Annotated in this window: 3 protein-coding genes and 3 pseudogenes; 4 read left to right on the forward strand and 2 right to left on the reverse strand. The window is 67.2% G+C overall.

Features of this window, described 5'->3' with window-relative positions; all coding sequences use genetic code 11:
• From VN520_RS36770 to VN520_RS36780, 3 genes and pseudogenes are all read left to right on the forward strand, one after another.
• Nucleotides 1–141 (forward strand): annotated as a pseudogene (locus VN520_RS36770) (integrase core domain-containing protein); the annotation flags it as partial.
• Between the two features lie 597 nt (nt 142–738).
• Nucleotides 739–1935: an IS110 family transposase gene (locus tag VN520_RS36775; protein ID WP_325751303.1), complete on the forward strand. Its 1197-nt coding sequence runs from the start codon at nt 739–741 to the stop codon at nt 1933–1935.
• 148 nt (nt 1936–2083) lie between these two features.
• Nucleotides 2084–2293: pseudogene (locus VN520_RS36780) on the forward strand (transposase); the annotation flags it as partial.
• Nucleotides 2294–2403: 110 nt separating this feature from the next.
• On the opposite strand, the gene VN520_RS36785 reads toward VN520_RS36780, so the two are convergent.
• A complete protein-coding gene (locus tag VN520_RS36785; RefSeq protein ID WP_325751301.1) occupies nt 2404–2781 on the reverse strand; it encodes a hypothetical protein in 378 nt (125 codons plus the stop codon).
• Nucleotides 2782–3066: 285 nt separating this feature from the next.
• Here VN520_RS36785 and VN520_RS36790 point away from each other — a divergent pair, with 285 nt between their 5' ends.
• On the forward strand, nt 3067–3993 hold the full coding sequence (locus VN520_RS36790; RefSeq protein ID WP_325751302.1) for a LysR family transcriptional regulator: 927 nt from the start codon (nt 3067–3069) through the stop codon (nt 3991–3993).
• A 209-nt stretch (nt 3994–4202) separates the two neighbouring features.
• Here the strand turns inward: VN520_RS36790 and VN520_RS36795 are convergent.
• A pseudogene (locus tag VN520_RS36795) lies at nt 4203–4302 on the reverse strand (IS5/IS1182 family transposase); the annotation flags it as partial.

Genomic DNA, 4302 nt, shown 5'->3' on the forward strand with positions numbered 1-4302 from the left:
CGGCCCTACACCTCCAACGACGAGCGGACAGCGGCCCTGGCAGACTTCCTCCACAGCTACAACCACCACCGCTGCCACACCGCACTCGACGGCAAGCCACCGATCAGCCGAGTTAACAACGCTGAGGGTCAATACAGCTAGGGGCGGGTCGGGGTTCTCAAAGATGATCACCTGTCCTGGGAAGGTGAGCATGTTCCGGTAGAAGTGATCGACGACGGTGAGGGACGGGCCGAAGTCCACTGTCGCGAGCGGCTTGGTCGCGGAGGCGTAGGTGAGATGTGTCAGACGCAGGTCAGCCATGGCCAGCCCCTTCGGATGCGGAGCCTGTTGCGGCACGATTAATGATCTGGCTCGTCACACTGTGGGCGTGCGCCGGGAAGGTGTAGTGGTGGAGGGCCCACTTGGCGCGTTTGCGCAGAGATGCGACGTAAGGGGCTTCCAACACCTCGATGAAGGTGGTGCCGGGACTGCTGCAGGATTGGGCGACACCTTGACCTGGCTTGCTGAGCTTGTCCTACCTTTCAAGCGGGCCGGATCTGGTCATTCGTAGGATCGGAGAAGCCCAGGGGTTTCGGGTATGGCTGTGAGCTTGTCGCCGCTTGATGGCTCAAAGAACTTGGCCGCCCGGAGCCCCGCGACGACTCGACCGCTAATTGGGATACGCGACTTGATCGCTTCGTAGGACAGCGCCGGCGAGGCCGTCTGCTGGGACTCATGCAAGACGACGAGCTGGCGGAGGTGGCCGTGCCCCAGATATGGGCCGGAGTGGACATCGGCAAGGAACACCACCACTGTGTGGTGATCGACGCTCAGGGCAAGCGCCTCCTGTCGCGCCGAGTCCTGAATGACGAGCCGGTCCTGCTGGAGCTCATCGCCGACGTGCTCGCGCTCTCCGAGGACGTCCTGTGGGCGGTGGACATCAACCACGGCGGCGCGGCCCTGCTGATCGGGTTGCTCCTGGGCCACGGCCAGCCGATGACCTACCTCACCGGCCTGGCGGTGCACCAGGCATCCGCCGGCTACCGCGGCCAAGGCAAGACCGACGCCAAGGACGCCTTCGTCATCGCCGACCAAGCCCGGATGCGCAACGACCTCGGCCTGCTGCGGCCCGGCGATGAGATCGCCGTCGACCTGCGCACCCCGACCGGCCGCCGCACCGACCTCGTCTGCGACCGCGCCCGGCAGATCAACCGCCTCCGAGCTCAACTCCTGGAAATCTTCCCGGCGCTGGAACGGACTCTCGCTCTGACGAACAGGGGCCCGGCCCTGTTGCTGACCGGCTACCAGACCCCGGCCGCACTCCGCCGCAGCGGCGCCAAACGCGTCGAGAACCGGCTCAGGAACCGCAAGGTCAAGAACGCCGCGACCATCGCCACCGCAGCCCTAGAAGCCGCTGCCAACCAGCAGACATCCCTGCCGGGCGAGAAGCTGGCGGCAGTCATGGTGGCCCGTCTCGCGGAGGGGGTCATCGCCCTCGATGAGGAGATCGCCGAGCTCGACGCGCTCACCGAGGCACGGTTCCGCGCACATCCCCACGCCGAGGTGATCCGCAGCCTGCCCGGGATGGGCGCACTGCTCGGCGCCGAGTTCATCGCCGCGACCGGTGGCGCCATGGATGCGTTCGGCTCACCGGACCGCCTCGCCGGCTTCGCCGGCCTGGCCCCCGTGCCACAAGATTCCGGGCGCGTCAGCGGCAATATGCGCCGGCCCCGCCGCTACCACCGGGGCCTGCTGCGGGCCTTCTACCTCTCCTCCATGGCCAGCATCAGGACATGCCCTGCATCGCGGACCTACTACCAACGCAAGCGCGACGAGGGGAAGGGCCACAAGCAAGCGGTGCCCGCTCTCGCACACCGCCGGGCCAACGTTCTCTGGGCCATGCTCCGCGACGGCGCGTGCTACCAACCCGCACGACCAGTCACGCTGGCGGCTTGACATCCTTATTGGGAAGTTCTTTGTCTTCCGGCCTCGAACAGTGTCTCGAACGGAGTCGCTCACCTGGGGATTCGCCGGACGCGGGGGCGGCCTTCGTCTGATCATGTGCTCCGACCAAGGTGCACTGACCAAGACGAAGGCCGTGAGAGTGAGTCTGCTGCCTGATGCCGTACGGAGGGAAGCGTTCGCGGAAGCGTCACGCTTCCGGGGAAAGTTCTACGAGTGTCTGACCGCCCGGCGGGATGAGTTGTTCGAGCTGGCGGACGCGGTGCTGTGTGCCGACGGTGCGGTGAAGTCCCCGGTGGACCTGACACTGTTGCCCGAACATCGTCGTGGACACGGAGCGATGTACGGCTCCGACTCATGTCCTGCTCAACCTGTCAGTTGGGGGGAGGGTTCACCCGGTCGGTGATGCGCAGGGAACCGGCCGGTGCTTCCCGGCCGGTCGCCGGATCGGCACTCGCCGGATCAGCACTCCCGCAAGCCGTAGGCCTTCGGGAAGGCGTCGAACCAGGAAGGTGTGTAGACCCTTGAGGCCGGTATGTACCCGGACGCTCCCCAGTCGGCATCCGTGTAGTACCACGTGTTGTTGCCGCCGCTGTGCTGTTCGCCCTTCTTCCAGCACAGGAAGTAGCTGTACGTCGTCTTGAGCTGTCCGTGGACCCCGGAGGCGGTGTGGGGCGTCACGAACAGGCCCGACGGAGCGTCATTGCCGCACCACAGCCGTGCGTCGGACCACCGGTAGGCGCACTCCTCCTCGGACGCGGCGCTCGCCGTCGGAGCACCGGTCAGGACAGCGGCCGTCATGGCCGTCGTCGCAGCCAGTAGGGCAGCGATCTTCTTCATCTCGTTATCCCCCGCATTTACCTGGTTTCGTGTGGGACGGACGGAGAAGAGTCTTGCTGCCCGTCGGTGCAACCACCAGGGTCACCGCTGCCTAAATTCACACCCCGGTCGATGACGGATCATGCATAAGGTCAGCCCGCCGGGGGCGCTTTGCGCCGACGGCAGATTCCGCGCGGCCGCCGTCCGACGGACGCGGTGGGGCACCGACGCGCTGCAATAATCGAATGTGTGACTGATACGTGCGGGGGGCGTGGGGGCGGCGGGTCAACTGGCACCACACTCGGCGTGCCGGGCGCCGGTCTGACACGTCCGGAAGCCACCGCCCATCAGTTGCGTCTCTTCCTGGCCACGGCCGAGGAGTTGCACTTCGGGCGCGCCGCTCGGCGGTTGCACATTTCCCAGTCGGCGCTGAGCCGCCAGATCCGGTTGCTGGAGGACCGCCTCGACCTCAGGCTCTTCCGGCGGAGCAGCCATGCGGTCGGCCTGACCCCCGCCGGGAAAGAACTGGTCGGCGACGCCCGGAGAGTCGTCGACGCTCTTGAGGCGTTCGGCGACAGCGCCCGGCGGTGGGCCCGGACCCCGTCCGGCCGACTGGTGGTCGGAGCCGTGGGCGGTGAGACGGCCATGCCGTACGTGCGCGGCATCGCCGAGCAGCTGAGGGCCGAGCACCCCCGCCTGGAACTGGAGATGCGCACCCTGAACTTCACGGACCAGTTCGCACACCTCCTCCAGGGGCACGTGGACGCGGTCTTCTACCGGCCGCCGGTGCCCGAAGGGATCGCCCTGCTGGAGCTGGCCACCGAGCCGCGTGTCGTCTGTGTCCCCGCGGACAGTCCGCTCGCCCGGAAACAGGCGGTGACCATGGACGACCTGGCGGGCTGGCCAGTGGTGGCCATGCCGCCCTCCGTGCCGTCCGTGTGGTGGGACTTCTGGGCGGTCGACCCCAGACCGGACGGCAGCCGAGTCACCTACGGGCCCGTCGTCACGGACGTGGAAGCGCTGTTCCTGGCCATAGCCGGTTCCGGCGCCATCTGCTTCCTCCCGGAAGCCGCACGTCGGCTCTTCCCCCGTCCTGGTGTCTCGTACCTCGACGTCATCGACCTCACACCCTGTATTTCGGCCCTGGGATGGCGCGCCGGAGAACATCGCGACCCGGTGGTCTCGGCTCTGCTCTCGGTGGCCGAGCGGGTCGTCCGTGCGTCGGCCCGGTGACCTTCGCCGGAGGCGCGGAACCGCGCAGGGGGGGTGTGCTCGGAGGGTCACCCGAGCTGCCAACCCCCGGGCCCGCGCAGGAGGTGCCCGTCCCGGAGACTCCCGCTGTGCGGGGCTTCGACGCCAAGCGCAGCAAGGAGCTGACGGCCGAGCGCGAGGAGCGGCAGCACTTAGAGGGCGTTTGATCTAGGCAGATTGCCCTTTATCTCCTAGTAAGTCCCTCGCCAGGTGGGTGTGGTCTCGTCCGTTATGCGCTTGGCAAGGTTGTCGATCGAGGCGATGTGGATCATGGCTTCGGAGCTGGTTGTG

It is taken from the genome of Streptomyces sp., assembly GCF_035563135.1.
Lineage (GTDB): Bacteria > Actinomycetota > Actinomycetes > Streptomycetales > Streptomycetaceae > Streptomyces.

Bases quoted from the DNA above. Each gene is read 5' to 3' on its own strand.
- VN520_RS36785 (WP_325751301.1), bottom strand. From the start codon at position 2,781: ATGAAGAAGATCGCTGCCCTACTGGCTGCGACGACGGCCATGACGGCC.